Source organism: Ottowia thiooxydans, assembly GCF_040548795.1.
GTDB lineage: Bacteria > Pseudomonadota > Gammaproteobacteria > Burkholderiales > Burkholderiaceae_C > Ottowia > Ottowia thiooxydans_A.
In genome coordinates this window covers 399,176-415,883 of the sequence record NZ_JBEPSH010000005.1, presented here as the reverse complement: position 1 = coordinate 415,883, position 16,708 = coordinate 399,176, and the positions used below count along the sequence as shown (strand labels likewise).

At 61.1% G+C, this 16,708-nt stretch carries 14 protein-coding genes and 1 riboswitch; of the genes, 4 read left to right on the top strand and 10 right to left on the bottom strand.

Features of this window, described 5'->3' with window-relative positions; translation table 11 throughout:
- The first annotated feature begins 164 nt into the window (after positions 1-164).
- On the top strand, positions 165-1,139 hold the full coding sequence (locus tag ABIE13_RS14050; RefSeq protein ID WP_354444423.1) for a tripartite tricarboxylate transporter substrate binding protein: 975 nt from the start codon (positions 165-167) through the stop codon (positions 1,137-1,139).
- 87 nt (positions 1,140-1,226) lie between these two features.
- Here ABIE13_RS14050 and ABIE13_RS14045 read toward each other — a convergent pair whose 3' ends face one another.
- Positions 1,227-1,760, bottom strand: coding sequence for a peroxiredoxin (locus ABIE13_RS14045; RefSeq protein WP_354444422.1), 534 nt, complete (start codon positions 1,758-1,760; stop codon positions 1,227-1,229).
- Between the two features lie 14 nt (positions 1,761-1,774).
- Between ABIE13_RS14045 and ABIE13_RS14040 the strand changes: the two genes are divergently transcribed.
- Positions 1,775-2,953 (top strand): asparaginase, encoded by a 1,179-nt coding sequence (locus ABIE13_RS14040; RefSeq protein WP_354444420.1) that lies wholly within the window; start codon positions 1,775-1,777, stop codon positions 2,951-2,953.
- A gap of 71 nt (positions 2,954-3,024) precedes the next feature.
- On the opposite strand, the gene ABIE13_RS14035 is transcribed toward ABIE13_RS14040, so the two are convergent.
- From ABIE13_RS14035 to ABIE13_RS14005, 7 genes are all read right to left on the bottom strand, one after another.
- Positions 3,025-4,413, bottom strand: coding sequence for a TAXI family TRAP transporter solute-binding subunit (locus ABIE13_RS14035; RefSeq protein ID WP_354444418.1), 1,389 nt, complete (start codon positions 4,411-4,413; stop codon positions 3,025-3,027).
- Positions 4,414-4,421: 8 nt separating this feature from the next.
- Positions 4,422-5,441 carry a P1 family peptidase gene (locus ABIE13_RS14030; protein WP_354444416.1) on the bottom strand — a complete coding sequence of 340 codons (1,020 nt, stop codon included), beginning with the start codon at positions 5,439-5,441 and terminating at the stop codon, positions 4,422-4,424.
- Between the two features lie 97 nt (positions 5,442-5,538).
- The gene (gene gcvP, locus ABIE13_RS14025) at positions 5,539-8,421 is read right to left on the bottom strand and encodes an aminomethyl-transferring glycine dehydrogenase (protein ID WP_354444414.1); all 2,883 of its coding nucleotides are present in this window, start codon (positions 8,419-8,421) and stop codon (positions 5,539-5,541) included.
- Between the two features lie 127 nt (positions 8,422-8,548).
- The gene (gcvH, locus tag ABIE13_RS14020; RefSeq protein WP_354444412.1) at positions 8,549-8,920 is read right to left on the bottom strand and encodes a glycine cleavage system protein GcvH; all 372 of its coding nucleotides are present in this window, start codon (positions 8,918-8,920) and stop codon (positions 8,549-8,551) included.
- A gap of 66 nt (positions 8,921-8,986) precedes the next feature.
- Positions 8,987-9,679, bottom strand: coding sequence for a glycosyltransferase (locus ABIE13_RS14015; RefSeq protein WP_354444410.1), 693 nt, complete (start codon positions 9,677-9,679; stop codon positions 8,987-8,989).
- 77 nt (positions 9,680-9,756) lie between these two features.
- Positions 9,757-10,884, bottom strand: coding sequence for a glycine cleavage system aminomethyltransferase GcvT (gene gcvT / locus ABIE13_RS14010; RefSeq protein ID WP_354444408.1), 1,128 nt, complete (start codon positions 10,882-10,884; stop codon positions 9,757-9,759).
- A 77-nt stretch (positions 10,885-10,961) separates the two neighbouring features.
- Positions 10,962-11,074: riboswitch (glycine riboswitch) on the bottom strand.
- A 107-nt stretch (positions 11,075-11,181) separates the two neighbouring features.
- Complete coding sequence (locus ABIE13_RS14005) at positions 11,182-12,882, bottom strand: electron transfer flavoprotein-ubiquinone oxidoreductase (RefSeq protein WP_354444406.1); 1,701 nt, start codon at positions 12,880-12,882, stop codon at positions 11,182-11,184.
- 157 nt (positions 12,883-13,039) lie between these two features.
- On the opposite strand from ABIE13_RS14005, the gene ABIE13_RS14000 reads away from it, so the two are divergent.
- On the top strand, positions 13,040-13,822 hold the full coding sequence (locus ABIE13_RS14000) for an SDR family oxidoreductase (RefSeq protein WP_354444404.1): 783 nt from the start codon (positions 13,040-13,042) through the stop codon (positions 13,820-13,822).
- Positions 13,823-13,828: 6 nt separating this feature from the next.
- A complete protein-coding gene (locus ABIE13_RS13995) occupies positions 13,829-14,251 on the top strand; it encodes an acyl-CoA thioesterase (RefSeq protein WP_354444402.1) in 423 nt (140 codons plus the stop codon).
- Here the strand turns inward: ABIE13_RS13995 and ABIE13_RS13990 are convergent.
- The gene (locus ABIE13_RS13990; RefSeq protein ID WP_354444400.1) at positions 14,216-15,259 is read right to left on the bottom strand and encodes a glycosyltransferase family 4 protein; all 1,044 of its coding nucleotides are present in this window, start codon (positions 15,257-15,259) and stop codon (positions 14,216-14,218) included. The two genes, ABIE13_RS13995 and ABIE13_RS13990, sit on opposite strands and share 36 nt — an antisense overlap.
- A complete protein-coding gene (gene lplT / locus ABIE13_RS13985) occupies positions 15,256-16,515 on the bottom strand; it encodes a lysophospholipid transporter LplT (RefSeq protein ID WP_354444399.1) in 1,260 nt (419 codons plus the stop codon). Before lplT ends, ABIE13_RS13990 begins: the two co-directional genes overlap by 4 nt.
- Between the last annotated feature and the right edge of the window lie 193 nt (positions 16,516-16,708).

Here is a 16,708-nt window from a genome sequence, read left to right as displayed (position 1 = left end):
TTTAGTCGCCACAAGGGGGTATGCGAAAGCCCTGAAGAAACAGCCGTAATTCACGGCCCGTATCAGCACCGCGCGTCATCGGTATTAGACAAGGGCGACAGGTCTTCCGATTATGCAAAGTGAATCCTGCCGCATAAATATCCCACGAACCTGGAGTGACCCGCATGAATTCATTACCGCGCCGGAGTGCCTCAATAATCGTCCTTGCCGCCTTGTTCGGCATACCGTCGCTCTGTGGAGCGCAGGCCTTTCCTACTCGTCCGGTGACCGTGGTGGTCCCCTACCCTCCAGGTGGCACGGCCGACATCCTGGCTCGCACGGTGGGACAAAAGCTTTCGGAGCGGCTGGGGCAGCCGGTTGTGGTCGAGAACAAAGCCGGCGCTGGCACTGCCATCGGCACCCGTTACGTGGCCGAAGCCGCGGCGGATGGCTATACGCTGTTGCTGGGCACGGTCAGCTCGCACGCCATCAATCCGGCCATGTCCCAGGTGGGGTATGACCCCGTGCGCGATTTCACTGCCGTGGCATCTCTAGGCTCCATTCCTTTCGTTCTCGTGGCCCGCTCGGACGCGCCGTACCAGACCATGCCAGAACTGACTGCTGCGGCCAAAAAGCAACCCGGCGCCGTCAGCTACGCCTCGGCGGGACCAGGCACGTCCAATCACTTGGCGGGAGAGATGCTCGGCAGTGCGGCCGGCATCAAGCTCCTCCACGTGCCCTACCGCGGCAGCGCTCCCGCCTTGGCAGACGTGCTGGCCGGGCACGTCCCGCTCATGTTCGATCTGCAAACGACGTCGGCGCCCTACGTGCGCCAAGGCAAGCTCAAGGCCCTGGCCGTGACCGGCGCGCAACGCAGCGCCCTGATGCCCAGCGTGCCGACGGTGGCCGAAAGCGGTTTGCCAGGTTATGAGGTCAGTGCCTGGTTTGCGCTGTTCGCGCCGGCCAAGGTGCCCCGGCCAGTGCAAAAGCGGCTTTCCGACGACCTGGCCGCTGTGCTGGGGGCGCCGGAAATGGTTCAGAAACTGCGCGAGCTCGGTGCCGAACCAGACGCCCGGTCTCCGGCAGAATTCACCTCCTACGTGCGCAGCGAGTCGGAGAAGTACGAAAAGGTCGTGAAGGACGCAGGCCTGTCTCGCTGATCAAGCCATGACCGTCAGTCCTGGAGCAGTCGCTTTCGCAGCAGATGCCATGGCTCAAGCTCATGCCCTGGAGGCCACCGCGATTGGTTATTTCGCCGGGCTGCGCTGCAAGCCCTGTACCGCGCGCATGGTCGCGTCCACATGCTCCAGGGGATTGCTGCCTTGATGGGCGAAGGCGATCTTGCCGTCCTGGCCCACGACGTAGGAGATGCGGCTGGCCATGCCCGGCATGAGAGAGCCGGCGTCGTACGCCTTGATGGTCCGCGCCTGGGGATCTGAACCCACGGCGAACTGGTCACGGCACTCTTCTTTCGAAAAGCGCTTGAGCGTTTCTATGTTGTCGTGTGACACCCCGATGACGGTGGCGCCAAGGCTGGCAAATTTAGGCGTGGCTTCCGCAAACGCATTGGCCTCAACCGTGCAGCCTGATGTGAAGGCCTTGGGGAAGAAGTAGAGCACCACAGGGCCCTTCTTGAGGGCCTGCGCCATGTCGAATTCAAATGCCTTGCCGGCCTGCGCCGCAGCTGTCTTGAACACCGGCGCTGGATCGCCCGGCTTGAGTGCGGCCAGCGCAGGGACCATGGCGGCAGATACCAGCAAAGCAGCTATAAGGCGTTTCATCGACTTTCTCTCCCATGGGACGCACCGCGTCTGAAAAATGGCCCCCACGCTTCCCCGCTTCGCGAGGTCCGCTGCCCCTACGCCGGGCGCCCCCCGAGGGGGTGCTTTTTCATCTTGGGGACGGCCCGGCCATGAAAAATGGAAAAAAGAACGTGGCCACAGTGCGGTGCGTGACAATGAAGTCTATGACAAATCTCTCCGCTCCGCTGCCGCGCATTGCTTTGGTGGCCACTGGCGGCACCATCGCCGGGGCTGGCGCCGAAGGCGAGCCTTCGGCCGCCTATCAAGCCGCCGTGGTCGGTGCCAGCGATCTCATTGCACGCGTTCCGCAGCTGGCCCGGCTGGCCCAGCTGCAAACCGAGCAACTTCTGCAAATCGATTCAGCCGATTTCACCGACGACAAGCTGCTCCTGCTGGCACGCAGAGTGGCCGCCCTTTGTGCACGCGAAGATGTGGATGGCGTGGTCATCACCCATGGCACCGACACCATGGAAGAAAGCGCCTATTTTCTGCACCTTACAGTCAGAAGCTCCAAACCTGTTGTCGTTACAGGCGCCATGCGCCCAGGCACCGCGCTCGCAGCCGATGGTCCTGCCAACCTGGTGCATGCGCTCGCCGTGGCGACCCATCCCAGCACCCAGGGCCGAGGCGTGCTGGTCGTGATGAACGAAGAAATTCACAGCGCCCGCGACGTTGCCAAGGTCCATGCCATGCGGCTTGATGCGTTCGTCTCTCCACACGGCGCGTTGGGCTTGGTGGTTGAAGGCGTGCCGCGCTGGTACCGCCAGGTGGCCAGGCCGCACACCACCCAAAGCGAGTTCGACATCACCACGCTGGATGCACTCCCTCTGGTCGGTCTGGTGGCCGGGCATGGCAATATGCGGGCCGAAATTTTTGACGCCTGGGTTGCGGCGGGGGTGCGTGCCATCGTCTATGCAGGTGTTGGAGGGGGGACGGTTCCCAGCTACCTGCGTGGGCATCTTGTCGCGCTACGCGATCGAGGCGTTTGGCTGGTACGCGCCACGCGTACGGGCGCGGGGCCGGTCATCCGCAACGCGAACGCGGACGACGATGCGCACGGCTGGATAGTCACGGACGACCAAAGCCCTGCCAGGGCCCGGTTGTTGACCGCGCTGGCGCTCACTCGCCATGACGACGCAGCGAGCTTGCAAAAGGTCTTTCTCCGCTATTGACGAGCCGCCATGGGCTGCACTGGCCATCCGGGGGCCTGAAACACGTGCGCGCAGGCTTGAGCCCCTGAACATCACGGCCGTGACTCAGCCTCGCCGGCCAATACCCTCTGCCGCACCGTGCCAATATTGTTGCGCAACGCGTAAAGCTCCTCTGCGTGAGCCAGTGGCACCGCAATCTGGTTGGCCACCCGGTCTAGTTCGTCCAATTCGTTGAGCAACAATTTGCGGTCCCCCCCGCCCTCTTCCAGCTTGGTTTCAATGTCACGCAGGCGTGCATACCAGCGAAACACCCGGCGCCGAACACGGAAGGTGTAGAGCGGCGGCACGACGCGGCTCAAGGGAAGTAGCAAAACGATCAAGCCGCCGATCACCAGCCACATGCGTTCGAGAAGATTGCTGGCCCAAAATGGCAGGTATCGCTGCCAGAACGGAGGGGTGCCATTGATGGCTCGGTCACCCTCCGGACTGACCGGTAGCTCACTGGTGCGCGTATTGGGGAAATCGCGTGCCCGGTTGAACCATCCCGCTTCACCATGCAGGCCTTGCGCGGCCTGGGCAAACAACTGGCGCAGTGCCGGATGGGTTTCCTCCCGCGTGAGCAAGGAGGTGGTGGTGGCCAGCAGCGTGATGTCATGCGTGGGCACGTCGGACGACAGATCCACCACACCGCGCGGCAGCGTGACTGTCTGTAGAAACGGAAAACGGCGTGCATAGGCGTCCGCCTGCGACACTTCCATCAAGGCAATACCGGGCGCTCGCAGCAACTTGGCGATCAAAGGAGACTCAGGCGCCGTGACCAGCACCACGGCATCAATCAAGCCCCCCTGCAGCGCCTCTGCAGCGGCCTCCGGTGGCAATTGGCTGAGCGTGACCGCGCCGCGCTCCAGGCCATTGGCCGCCAGCAAACGCTGCATGATCTCGGGCACCCCGCTGCCAGGCTGGTCGACATTGATCCGCCAGCCCTTAAGCTGGTACAGGGCAGTCAACGGCGGAGCAGTGTCTTTTTGCGCCCCTTCGCCAGGCAGGCGAGATGCCGGTTTTTTGGGCACGGCGGGTGCCATGGCTTCTTCGCGATAAAACAACCACAAGGGCTCGTAAAACAAACTTCCCAGGGAAGCGATGCCTGCTTCTCCATCGGCTGATGCATCGGCGCTGCCGCCACGCACGAAGGCCACATCTGCTGTACCAGCGCGCAAGGCCTGAAGGTTGGCTTGCGAGCCTTCTGTCGTTAGCAGCTGCACGGTCGTGCGGCTCCTGCCGAGCGTCTGCGCATAACGCGCGCCAAACTCCGCATAAGCGCTGCCCGCAGGGCCCGTGGCCAGCGTCACGCGCTTGGGCGGCTGCGGATCAAGCCACCAATAGGCCCCCACCAACAAGGCAGCAGCCAAAATGGCCACGGGTCCGGCAGAAGCCAGCATGTCGCGCAGCGACAGCAACCATAAAAGCAAGGTACGACGCATAGGCTCAATCATGCACGCTGTGTGGGCGCTGCGCGCAGGCTAGCCAGATCAGAAGCCGACGGAAGCCACAAATCTCCCAGCCTTAAGCCCTCTGCGGCACGCATGGCATTGGCGCAAGCCAGCGCGACCGCCTCCGTGGCCATAACCGCCAGCACGTTCAGTCCAGGTGAATGCGCCACCTGACCAGTGCCCAGTGCGAACAGCGTGTCACCGTCGTAGAGCGTATGCACCGGATGGATGGCGCGTGCCAGCCCATCGTGCCCTGCACCGGCCAGGCGCTGAGCCTGGGCCTTGGTCAATGAAGCATCCGTCGCGACCACACCGATGGTGGTATTCGCTCCAGCCAGAATCGAAAGGGGTGGAATACCTGCCAACAGCGTGCGGCTGGTGTTGCGCATGGTCTGGCCGTCTGCGGTACGAGCGCCAGCCAGCAGTTGGCCCGTGTCCGTATCAACGACATCACCCAGGGCATTGACCGCGATCAGCGCCCCTACGGTGACACCGTCTACGCAAACTGAAGCGGTGCCAATGCCGCCTTTCATGGCATGCTCCATACCGAACATCTTGCCCACGCATGCGCCGGTACCCGCACCGACGCTGCCCTGCGCGGGCAAGGCTGACGTGGCAGCCTGGCAGGCCGCATATCCCGCCGCTGCGTCTGGCCGGATCCGAGAGTCACCCACATGGAGATCAAACAGCACAGCGCCAGGAACAATCGGAACGCGAGCGGTACCGACATCCAGGCCAATCCCTTGTTCTTCAAGCCAGCGCATCACGCCACCCGCCGCATCCAGTCCAAAAGCACTTCCGCCAGAGAGCAGCACTGCATGCACCGTATTCACCATGTTGGCCGGGTCGAGCAGATCAGTCTCTCGGGTTCCAGGAGCCGCCCCGCGCACATCCACGCCGCCTACCGCGCCTTCTCGCACGAGCACCACACTACAGCCCGTAGGTCGACGGGGTTCAGTGAAGTGCCCAACCTCGATTCCACGCACATCTGTGATGGAGTTGGAGAAAGAAGGCGGCATGCGATGCTCCCAAATAACAATCAGGGTGTGATGTTATCGCCTGCGGCCCACCAGGGCGCCTCTTTCGTACTCGCCATGAAGAGGCGCGCTCGCCCGCTCAGGCCAACTCTTCAATAGGCACGCAACTGCAGAAGAGATTGCGGTCACCGTGGACATTGTCGATCCGGCTGACAGGCGGCCAGTACTTCACGCCACCGGCCCTGTGCGATCCATTGGCAGCGCCCACTTCACGCGAGTAGGCATGAGGCCAGTCTGATGCCAGGAGCACACCTGCCGTATGGGGAGCATTTTTCAGCGGGTTGTCGTCCTGCGGCCACTCTCCTCGCTCAATCAGGCGGATCTCTTCGCGGATGGCGATCATGGCATCGATGAAGCGATCGATCTCATCCAGAGTCTCGCTCTCCGTGGGTTCGACCATCAGCGTGTTGGCCACAGGAAAGCTCAGCGTGGGGGCGTGGAACCCATAGTCGGCCAAACGTTTGGCAACATCTTCGGCCATGACGCCGCTGGTTTCCTTCAAGCCCCTCAGATCCAGGATGCATTCGTGCGCCACATGGCCATTGGCACTGGCGTACAGAGTGGGGTAATGGGGCTGCAGGCGCTTGCTGATGTAGTTGGCACTGAGAATGGCCGCCTCGGTCGCATGCGTGAGGCCTTCGGGGCCCATCATGCGGATGTACATCCAGCTGATGGGTAGCACGGCTGCGTTGCCATAGGGTGCCGCACTGATCGCTCCCACACCCCCCTTCAAGCCTGTGCTGGCATGACCGGGCAAATAGGGCACCAGGTCTTCGACCACGCACACCGGGCCGACGCCCGGGCCGCCACCGCCGTGCGGAATGCAGAAGGTCTTGTGGAGGTTCAAGTGGCTCACATCGCCGCCAAACTCACCTGGCGCGGCCACGCCGACCATGGCGTTCATGTTGGCACCGTCCAGGTAGACCCGCCCACCATGGCTGCGTACCAGGCGGCAGAGCTCTTTGACCTGGGTTTCAAAAACACCGTGCGTGCTGGGGTAGGTGATCATGACGCAGGCAATGCGGTCGCTGTAGAGCTCGCACTTGGCCTTCAGGTCCGCCATGTCGACGTTGCCTTGAGAGTCGGTCGCCGTCACGACGACCTTGAGCCCCACCATCTGCGCACTGGCAGGGTTGGTGCCGTGGGCGCTGGCGGGAATCAGGCAGATATCTCGCTGCCCCTGTCCATTCGCTTCGTGCCATGCCTTGATGGCCAGCAGGCCTGCATATTCACCCTGGCTGCCCGCATTGGGCTGCAGGCTGACGTCCGCGTAGCCGGTGATGCTGCTCAGCCAGCGACGCAGCAAGGCGTCAAGCTCCTGATAGCCCTTCAGTTGGTCTGCAGGCGCAAAAGGATGGAGATTGGCAAACTCCGGCCAGGTGATGGGAATCATCTCGCTGGTGGCGTTGAGCTTCATGGTGCAGCTGCCCAGCGGGATCATGCTGCGGTCGAGCGCAAGATCCTTGTCTGATAACTGCCGGATATAGCGAAGCATCCCGGTCTCGCTATGGTGCGTGTTGAAGACCGGGTGGGTCAGGAAGGCGCTGGTACGGCGCAGCTCAGCAGGGATGAGATCAGCGGCACTGGCCTCAAGTGCCGCAAAATCAGGCACAGGCTGCTGGTCAGCAAAGATGCTCCATACCAGCTCTACGTCAGCTCGGGTGCTCGTCTCGTCGAGCGCGATGCAGAGATAGACGTCCCATGCCTTGCGAAAGTTGGCGCCGGCAGCGACCGCACGAGCGGCAATGGCGTCGGTGGCTGCATCGGTTTTGAAGCAGACCGTGTCGAAGGCAGATTCATGGTGCGTGGCTGTGTACCCCATCTGCTTGATACCTGCCGCCATGATGGAGGCCAGGCGCGCCACGCGCCCTGCAATGCGCTTCAAGCCTTCAGCGCCGTGGTAGACCGCATACATGCTTGCAATCACCGCTGGGAGCACTTGCGCCGTGCAAATATTGCTGGTGGCCTTCTCGCGGCGGATGTGCTGTTCGCGCGTTTGCAAAGCCAGGCGGTAGGCAGGCTTGCCTTGCGCATCGACGCTCACCCCCACCAGACGCCCAGGAAGCGAACGCTTGAACGCATCACGGCACGCCATGTACCCTGCGTGTGGTCCGCCGGCACCCATCGGCATGCCAAAGCGCTGCGCGCTGCCGATCACGATGTCTGCGCCCATTTCCCCGGGCGACTTGATCAAGGTGAGCGCCAGCAAATCAGCGGCAAAGATCACGGCAGCGCCCTTGGCGTGCACCGTCTCGGCATCCTTGGACCAGTCGTACAACCAACCGCTGCTGGCCGGGTACTGGATGAGCACGGCGAAGTAATCATCAGCCGCCAACGCCTCTTCCCACTCTTTCGCCGAATTGGCAAGCTTGACGGAAAGCCCCAGAGGCGCTGCACGCGTTTGCATGACTTCCACAGTCTGGGGATGCACATCCCCACCGACCACGATGGTCTGGCCTTTGGCCTTGACGCTGCGCTTGGCGAGCGTCATGGCCTCGGCGGCTGCCGTGGCTTCGTCAAGCATGGACGCGTTAGCGATATCCATGCCGGTCAGATCGCACACCATGGTCTGGAAATTGATCAGCGCTTCCATGCGGCCCTGGCTGATCTCGGCTTGATAAGGCGTATAGGCCGTGTACCAGGCCGGGTTCTCCAGCACATTGCGCAAAATGACGCCCGGTGTATACGTGCCGTAGTAGCCCTGCCCTATGAAACTCTTCAGGACCTTGTTGCGCCCAGCGATTTCCTTCAATTCCGCCAGCGCTGCGGCCTCGGTGATGGCAGGCGGCAAATCCAGCGCTTTGGCACGCGCAATGCTGCGTGGCACGATCGAATCGATCAGCGCCTGGCGCGAAGCCTCACCAATGACGGAAAGCATCTGCTTTTCATCCTCGGCACCGATGCCGATATGACGAGCAACGAATTCGCTGGGGTTTTCAAGGGCGCTGAGCGAGATGGACATGTGATGTATCCGACGGGGAAAGAAGAGGGTTGGCGTTGGCCCCACCACTGCGGCAAGCCAAAGCTTTCCCCCATGGGGATAAAGAGAAGTCAGAAATGATCATGGCGTGTGAACACGCCCTGATCTCTCAGGCGGCGTCGGTGAGCTTGGTATAGCTCGCTTCGTCCATCAACGCGGTCAGTTGATCGGGTTGAGAAAACTTGACCTTGAAAAACCAGCCAGCACCGAGAGGATCGCTGTTGGCAAGGCTGGGGTCATCGCGCAAGGCTTCGTTGACTTCAGTGATTTCGCCAGTGATAGGCATGTACACATCAGCGGCGGCCTTCACGGATTCCACAACACCAGAAACGTCTTTTTGGTCGAACGACTTGCCCACCTCGGGCAGTTCGACAAACACCACATCGCCCAGCGCATCCTGTGCGTGCTTGGTGATGCCGACGGTGGCGATATCGCCATCAACTTTGATCCATTCGTGGTCTTCGGTGTAGAGCAGGGTCATGATGTTCTTCGGAGTTTCGGAAGGGGTAAGTGAGAGGGGTGAATGGGAAGACGGAATATAGAAATCTCAGGACGCCACAAGGGCTTCCCATTTGCGCAGGTAGGCGTTGCGGCCAGCTTGCCACCCAGGGGTGCCAAACGCGCCTCCGCTCTGGTGCGTCAAGGCAATGGGCCAGGTGCCCAGCCGCAGCCCCTTGGCACGCAGGCTGCGGCAAAAATCCATGTCATAGAAGTGAAAGTTGAATCGCTCATCAAAGCGCACGCCGTCATTCACAAGCGCATCACGCCGCGCAGCCAGCAGCACGCCGTCAAGCAATTCGCACTCGGCTGGCGACGGCCCGAAGTGGCTGATGGCTCCGAAGGGGGCCTTGCCGTGAGCCACACTGCCAGACAGGTTGGCGCGGTCGTCCCACTCGAGCCGTTCGTTCACGAAAGCCCATGCGGGCTGATTGCGCACGCGCCGGCGGTTGCCAGCCACGCCAATGGCGTCAAACTTCTGAAGACCGTCCGCGATCCGCTGGCTGAAGAAATAATCATCAATCCAGACGTCGTCATGCAGAAACACCAGCAGGCTGCCCGCTGGAGCGGCCCCGATCAGCCGGTTGTAGATGACCGGCAAACCGAGGGTATTTTCAAAAGCCACGGTTGACCGCAGGCTTGTATCAAACGCCAACCGCCTAAGCGACTGGCCCAGCGCCGCCTCCTGCCAGAACCTCTCGGCCGGCAGGCGGGTAGCACTTGCAACAATGACATCGGTCAAAGCTTGATTCCTCGTCAACTCTGGTCTTGTTAAGTATGAAGGCAATGCCTTAGTGATCTAGGGCGTGTTAACACGCCCTAGCCTCGGTAATAGCGCGTAGGCACGAAGGGCATGGCAGAAACGGTCATGGGCACTGGCTTGCCACGAACCAGGGCAAACAGTTCGGTGCCAGCCACAGCGTAATCAGGCTGCACATAAGCCATGGCAATCGGCTGATCGATGGTAGGCGCAAGCAAGCCGCTGGTGGTCTCACCAATGGTCTGTCCGTCCATGTTTTGCAGTTTGACGTGCTCCCGGACAGGAATGCGTTCCTTGGCAATCAAGCCGACGCGCTTGCGCGCCACAGGCAGCTTGCCATCGAGTTGTGCCAGCACAAAGTCAGCGCCTGGAAAGCCACCAGCGCGCTCTCCTCCCGTGCGGCGAACCTTCTGCATCGCCCAGTTCAAGCCCCCTTCAACCGGGGTCGTGGTGGGATCGAGATCGTTTCCGTACAGGCACAGACCTGCCTCCAGCCTCAGCGAGTTGCGCGCGCCAAGACCAGCAGGCTTGACTTCGGGCTCAGCCAACAGCGCGCGCGCAAATGCCTCAGCCTGCTCAGCGGGCAGCGAAATCTCAAAGCCATCTTCGCCCGTGTAGCCGCTGCGGGTGATGTACAGATCTGCGCCCTGCCAGGCGAAAGCCCCGCCCGTCATGAAAACCAGTTTCTCTACACCAGGGACCTGGCGCTGCAGCGCACCCACGGCTTTCGGCCCCTGTAGAGCCAGCAGAGCATGCTCCGGCATGGGAACAATCTGGCAGCGCCCGCCAATGGCTGCTTGCATGTGCGCGATATCGCCAACCTTGCAGGCGCCATTGACAATGACGAACAGATGATCGCCACGGTTAACGAACATCAGATCGTCAATGATTCCGCCCGCATCGTTGAGCAACAGGCCGTAGCGCTGCTTGTCCTGGCCCAGGCTGATCACATCCACGGGCATTAAGGTCTCGAAGGCGGCAGCAGCGTCTGGCCCGATCAGTTGCAGCTGCCCCATGTGCGAGACATCGAACAGGCTGGCAGCGTCGCGGGTGTGGCGATGCTCGGCCATCAGGCCCGCGGGATATTGGACTGGCATGGAGTACCCGGCAAACGGCACCATGCGCGCGCCCAGCTCGGTATGCAGGGCGTTAAGGGGGGTTTGCAGCAGGGCGGTATCGACGGTCATGGCCAGGGCTCCTTGAAATGCGTATGAATCGTGCATCGGCCATCTACCCCCACCCAATCTGGTGGAGGCTTCGTGCCTGGAACCCTGCTGTCCTCTTTACCTGAGAGATTCAACGTCGCCGCGTGGCAGCGCGCGTTTTGCCCCTTCGGTGAGCGCCGTTAAAACAGCGCTTCTCTCCAGCAGAATTGTGTTGTGTCAGTCCTTTTTGCCTGAGCGTTCGGCCTTCGGCGGCACCGGGGCATAAAAGCAGCATGAACCGCCCAAACTCCCCGGCACTCTCTCCTGACACAGCTAATTCTACATGCCCGAATAGTTCGGGCCGCCGCCGCCCTCGGGAGTGACCCACACGATGTTCTGCGTGGGATCCTTGATGTCACAGGTCTTGCAATGCACACAGTTCTGCGCATTGATTTGCAAACGCTGAGCACCTGCGCCCTGGGCTTCGTCCGGCACGAATTCATAGACCCCTGCCGGGCAATACCTGCTCTCAGGGCCAGCGTATTCGGCCAGGTTGATGCGCACAGGCACCGTGGGGTCCTTGAGCGTCAGGTGGGCCGGTTGATTCTCTTCGTGGTTGGTGTTGCTGATGAACACGCTGGAGAGACGGTCAAAGGTCAGCTTGCCATCAGGCCTGGGGTAAGCGATGGGCTTGCACTTGGCCGCCGGCTTGAGTTGCACGTGATCTGGTTTTTGGCGGTGCAGCGTCCAGGGTATATGGCCGCGCAGCACGAACTGCTCAAAGCCGTTCATCACGGTGGCCACCGTCAGGCCCTTCTTGAACCAGTTCTTGAAGTTGCGGTCCTTGTTGAGCTCAGCGGCCAACCAGCTTTGCTCGAAAGCCTCTGGATACGCCGCCAGCTCGTCGTGCTGGCGTCCTGCCACCACGGCGTCGTAAGCGGCCTCGGCAGCCAGCATGCCAGTCTTGATGGCTGCATGGCTGCCTTTGATGCGACCCACGTTGAGGTAGCCGGCGTCGCAGCCTACCAGCGCACCACCCGGAAACACCGTTTTGGGTAGAGCCAGGATACCGCCTGCCGTAATGGCCCGTGCACCGTAGGAGATGCGCTTGGCATTCACATTGCCTTGGTCGTCGGTGAAATACCACTTGACGCGGGGATGCGTCTTCCAGCGTTGGAACTCCTCGAAGGGGCTCAGGTGGGGGTTGTCATAGTTCAGGCCGACTACGTAACCGCAGAAAACCTTGTTGCCCTCCGCGTGATACAAAAATGCGCCGCCATAGGTCAGCTCATCCATCGGCCAGCCGGCGGTGTGCATAACGAACCCGGGCGTGTGCTTGCTCGGGTCGATCTCCCACATTTCCTTGATGCCGATGGCGTAACTTTGCGGATCACTGTTGGCATCGAGCTTGTAACGCTCAATCAGTTGGCGGCCCAGGTGGCCACGCGAGCCCTCTGCAAACAAGGTGTATTTGGCGTGCAGTTCCATGCCAAGCTGGAAGTTTTCCGTGGGTTCGCCGTCTTTGCCGATACCCATGTTGCCTGTGGCCACCCCTTTGACGCTGCCGTTTTCGTTGTAGAGGATCTCGGCAGCCGGAAAGCCCGGAAATATTTCCACCCCCAGCTCCTCGGCCTGAGTGGCCAACCAGCGCACCACATTGCCAAGGCTGACGATGTAGTTGCCGTGGTTGTTGGCAAACGGCGGTAGCACGGCGTTGGGAACCCGTGTGCCATCGGTTTCATTCAGGAAAACATAGGCGTCGTCAGTGACGGGCTGGTTCAACGGCGCGCCTTTGGCTTTCCAGTCAGGGATCAGCTCTGTCAGCGCCTTGGGGTCCATCACGGCGCCTGAAAGGATGTGCGCGCCGGGCTCGGAGCCTTTTTCCAGCACCACGACAGAGATATCCTGGCCCTTGTCTGCAGCCATCTGTTTCAGGCGTATGGCCGCCGAAAGCCCCGCGGGGCCTCCGCCGACAATGACCACGTCGTATTCCATGGCCTCACGCGGGCCGTACTGTTCGATGATTTGCTCGGGTGTCATGGCTGTCTCTTGTGGGTTTGAAATAATGGCGGTATCCGGGATACTCGCTCTGCCGCCCATTGGCGGGATTTGCATCCGATTTTATGCATCGTGAGCATAAGAACCTGTTCATCTTGAACACACGGCTCCGTTTCACCTAAAAAAAGAAGGAATTTCCATGGCTTACAGCATCGATTTGTCCGGTCGCGTGGCACTCGTCACCGGCGCCTCCAGTGGCTTGGGGGCCCATTTCGCGCGCACTCTGGCGCGCGCGGGCGCCGGTGTGGTGCTGGCCAGCCGCCGCCTTGAAAAGCTCAAGGATCTGCGTGCCCGCATTGAAGGCGAAGGGGGCGACGCACATGTCATCGAATGCGACGTCAACGACCTGGATTCCATCAAATCAGCCGTGGCACACGCCGAGACGGAGATGGGATCGATCGACATCCTCATCAACAACTCAGGCGTGAGCACCACTCAGCGGCTCCAGGATGTCACTGAAGAAGACTTCAATTTCATCTTTGACACCAACGTGCGTGGAGCGTTCTTCGTAGCGCAAGAGGTCGGGAAACGCATGATTGCGCGGGCCAAGGGCGCCGCTCCGGGTAGCTTCACGGGCGGGCGCATCATCAACATCGCCAGCATGGCGGGCTTGAAGGTGCTCCCCCAGATCGGCGTGTACTGCATGAGCAAAGCCGCCGTCATTCAGATGACCAAGGCCATGGCAATGGAATGGGGCCGCTTCGGCATCAATGTGAATGCCATCTGCCCGGGTTACATCGACACCGAAATCAATCACGAGCACTGGAAAACCGAACAGGGCCAGAAACTCATCAGCATGTTGCCACGCAAGCGAGTGGGCGAGCCCAAGGATCTTGATGCGGTGTTGATGATGCTCGCCTCCGATGCCAGCCATTTCGTCAACGGAGCGGTGATCGCGGCGGATGACGGATTTGCGGTCTGACCCGCCATGAGAATCGAGATTCCCGATCAGAAAAAGCTGGTCTTCGAATGCCGTATCCCCGTACGCTGGGGCGATATGGACGCCATGCGACACCTGAACAACGCGGCTTATTTCCGGTACATGGAAACGGCCCGCATTGACTGGTTTCAAACGCTAGGGTGCGTTCCAGCCACTTCGGCAGAAGGCCCCGTGATCGCCAATGCGTTCTGCAACTTCTACCGGCAGTTCGAATATCCCGACGAAGTACTCTTGAAAATGTACGTGAGCGATGCCCGCCGGACCACGTTCGAGAGCTGGGTCACGATGGAAAGTGTGGCGGAGCCCGGTGTGATCCGCGCAGCCGGCGGAGCCACCACGATATGGGTCAATTTCGCAGCGCAGAAAGCAGTTGACCTACCCGAAGGCTTGCGCATACTTATCGGGAATTGACTGGCCAGGACGAATGGGCACCAGCGCCTGTTCGAACTGTCGGCTGGCCGCTGGCCAGTTGAATTGCTCCGCGTGGCGGCGAACGCCGTCACGGCTCTTGTGAAGTGCAGCCAGGCAGGCGGCGCGGAGATCCATGTTGATGGCCCCGCCTGGCGAGTTGTGCCCCACTACATCGATGGGTCCCGGCACCGGATAGGCCGCGACCGGGGTGCCGCAGGCCATGGATTCCGCCATGACCAGGCCAAAGGTATCGGTCACGCTGGGAAAGACCATCACATCTGCCGTGCGGTAGACCGCGGCCAGATCGTCTCCGCTCATGACGCCAAACCAACGCGCACCGGGGTATCTGGCTTTCAGCTTCGCCTCTTCAGGCCCGGTTCCCGCCACCCATTTTTCACCAGGCAGATCAAGGTCCAGAAATTTATGGACCTGCTTCTCTACCGCCAGCCGCCCAACGTACAGAAATACGGGCCCAGGACCACGCTCCAAGCGAGGACCATCTGGCGAAAACGCATCCAGGTTCACCCCCCGAGACCATAAGCGGGCTTTGGTGAAACCCCGTGCCTTCAGGTCATCCACAATCGCTGGCGTAGGCGCCAGCGTGCCCCGTCCCGCGTTGTGAAATTTGCGCAATAGCGCATAGCTCCAGTCCACCGGCACCCGCACCCGCGCATGCACATATTCGGGAAAGCGGCTGTGGTAGGCAGTCGTGAAAGGCCAGCCTCTGCGCATGGCCACGCTCCTGGCAGCCCAGCCCAAGGGCCCTTCAGTGGCGATGTGCAGACAATCTGGCGCCACCGCGTCAATTCGGCGAGCCGTTGCCGCGCGTGTGGCCAGCGCCAGAGAAATCTCTGGGTACGTAGGGCACGGCACGGACTTGAAGTCCAGCGGTGAGAGCATGTGCGTCGAATGCCCCATGGCCCGCAATTCCCGTGTGGTCATTTTCAAGGTTCGTACCACGCCATTGACCTGAGGCTCCCAGGCATCTGTGACGATCATGATCTTCATGGTTGCTCTTCTTTCAAAGGTAGAACGGGATATGCAAGCAGACTGTCGGACTTGCCAAGGCGCCACATCAGCACACCCACTCCGCTGACAACAGACATGCCGAGCACCATGGCCAACTGATGCAATGGCCAATCGACTGCCTGCAAGCCGGCATAGGCCGCCAGCATCGCGAGCACACAAAGGTTTTCACTGAAGTTCTGGACTGCGATGGATTCGCCTGCCCCCAGGAGCACCTGGCCTCTGTGCTGCAGGAGCGCGTTCATGGGCACCACGAAAAACCCTGTCAGCGCCCCCGCCACAACCATGAGGGGAGCCGCCACAACCACGCTTTCCACCCAGGTCATGAGCGGAACAACAAGGCCAATCACCACCCCGAGCGCCAACACCCGAGGCGCTTGTTTCAGCGTGACATAGCGGCCTGCAACCAGGGCCCCGGCCCCTATACCGACCGCGACCAGGCCCTGAAGATAGGCTGCCCCGGAGAGCGAAAGTCCCAAGCTTTGCTGCGCCCACGCAAGTACCAAGAACTGCAGCGTGGCGCCTGCCCCCCAGAACAAGGTGGTCACCCCAAGCGACATGCTGGCCAAAGGGTCGCGCCACAGCACACACTGAGCATGGGCAAAGCGCGCCATCAAAGCAGCAGGAGAGAGGCGCAGGGTATGGACGCACGCGCCGCTGGCTGGAATCAGCAGGTTCAGCGCCGCCGCTACACCGTAGAAGGCAAGCACTGTCATGAGTGCCACCGACAACGAGGAATCCATGGGCAGAATAGCCCCGAAAGCCTGCGCTGGGGGCCAGGACATCATGGGGCCGACCAAGGCCCCGCCGAGCATCGTGCCCAGAACGATAGCCCCTACCGTAGTCACTTCCAGCCAACCGTTGGCCTGCACCAGGCGGTCTGAAGGCACCAGCTCTGTCATCAGACCATACTTGGCTGGAGAGTAGATCGCTGCGCCCACCCCTGCGACAGCAAAGGCTGCAAGAGGGTCAATTCCCAGTGCGATGAGCAGGCATCCCACCGCCTTGACGGCATTGGCCAGGAACATCAGCTTCGCCTTCGGCCAGCGATCAGCCATAGCCCCCACGAGGGGTGCCAAGGCAACATAGGCCAAGGTGAACATCGCTTTGAGCAGTGGTGCAAGCCATATGTTCTGGCCAGACTCTCGCAGCCACGCCATCGCCACAATCAACAAAGCGTTGTCGGCCAACCCCGACACGAACTGCGCCGCCACGAGAGAGGCGACACCACGCTTCATCACACAGAACTAAAGGTCCAGGCGTACAGGAAGGCTGGCCCAGGATTGACGGCAGCCCGCAAAGTCCTGATACGCAGCCTGATGGGTGGATTCACTGAACTGGTGGGGCACATCCGGCCATTGGAACGAGCCACTGTGAAAGTGCGATGACGGCACCAAGACACTTCGACGTGTAAGCGGTCGCCAGAATGTG

Coding starts and splice junctions, on each gene's coding strand:
- ABIE13_RS14040 (WP_354444420.1), top strand. CDS start 1,775: ATGGGACGCACCGCGTCTGAAAAATGGCCCCCACGCTTCCCCGCTTCG.
- gcvP (WP_354444414.1), bottom strand. CDS start 8,421: ATGTCCATCTCGCTCAGCGCCCTTGAAAACCCCAGCGAATTCGTTGCT.
- ABIE13_RS14030 (WP_354444416.1), bottom strand. CDS start 5,441: ATGCCGCCTTCTTTCTCCAACTCCATCACAGATGTGCGTGGAATCGAG.
- ABIE13_RS14005 (WP_354444406.1), bottom strand. CDS start 12,882: ATGACACCCGAGCAAATCATCGAACAGTACGGCCCGCGTGAGGCCATG.
- ABIE13_RS13990 (WP_354444400.1), bottom strand. CDS start 15,259: ATGAAGATCATGATCGTCACAGATGCCTGGGAGCCTCAGGTCAATGGC.
- gcvT (WP_354444408.1), bottom strand. CDS start 10,884: ATGACCGTCGATACCGCCCTGCTGCAAACCCCCCTTAACGCCCTGCAT.
- ABIE13_RS13995 (WP_354444402.1), top strand. CDS start 13,829: ATGAGAATCGAGATTCCCGATCAGAAAAAGCTGGTCTTCGAATGCCGT.
- ABIE13_RS14035 (WP_354444418.1), bottom strand. CDS start 4,413: ATGCGTCGTACCTTGCTTTTATGGTTGCTGTCGCTGCGCGACATGCTG.
- gcvH (WP_354444412.1), bottom strand. CDS start 8,920: ATGACCCTGCTCTACACCGAAGACCACGAATGGATCAAAGTTGATGGC.
- ABIE13_RS14045 (WP_354444422.1), bottom strand. CDS start 1,760: ATGAAACGCCTTATAGCTGCTTTGCTGGTATCTGCCGCCATGGTCCCT.
- ABIE13_RS14050 (WP_354444423.1), top strand. CDS start 165: ATGAATTCATTACCGCGCCGGAGTGCCTCAATAATCGTCCTTGCCGCC.
- ABIE13_RS14000 (WP_354444404.1), top strand. CDS start 13,040: ATGGCTTACAGCATCGATTTGTCCGGTCGCGTGGCACTCGTCACCGGC.
- lplT (WP_354444399.1), bottom strand. CDS start 16,515: ATGAAGCGTGGTGTCGCCTCTCTCGTGGCGGCGCAGTTCGTGTCGGGG.